The following is a 338-nucleotide window of genomic DNA, read 5'->3' as shown; positions in this document are numbered from 1 at the left end:
AGGCGCAATGGTCCTCCATCAGGCGGGGACCGGACCGTGCCGGATATCGCTCCGGTCTGCTGCGGGTGCGCGGAACTTGTGCCGTCAAGGTAAGGACTTTCGCTTGACATGTCCACACTTTGTCATCGGAGAGTTCAAAGTGGCGGGGATGCCTCCCATGCCGCCGGCGAACACTGCATGTGGACGGGACGGCGGGAAGCTGGAGGCCGACGGGTACGCGGTGAGAGACGTGGAGCGGCTTCTCGTGGCAGCGGAGGAGCTGCACCAGCGGTTCAACGCTGAGCTCAACCCGGGCGCCACGGCCGATCCCGAACCGACGTTGTGACCCAGACCGGGGC

Annotated in this window: 1 protein-coding gene; it reads left to right on the top strand. The window is 65.7% G+C overall.

Going from position 1 to position 338, the window contains the following annotated elements; genetic code table 11:
* Positions 1-157: 157 nt before the first annotated feature.
* Entirely contained in the window at positions 158-325 is a 168-nt protein-coding gene (locus tag DSY14_RS28390) for a hypothetical protein (protein WP_211719637.1), read from the top strand.
* Positions 326-338 lie beyond the last annotated feature (13 nt).

The sequence above is a fragment of the Nocardiopsis sp. MG754419 genome (genome assembly GCF_018207095.1).
GTDB lineage: Bacteria > Actinomycetota > Actinomycetes > Streptosporangiales > Streptosporangiaceae > Nocardiopsis.
This window is presented reverse-complemented; position numbering and strand designations above follow the sequence as displayed.

What these genes read in the sequence shown, in the direction of transcription:
- DSY14_RS28390 (WP_211719637.1), top strand. Translation starts at nt 158, where the DNA reads ATGCCGCCGGCGAACACTGCATGTGGACGGGACGGCGGGAAGCTGGAG.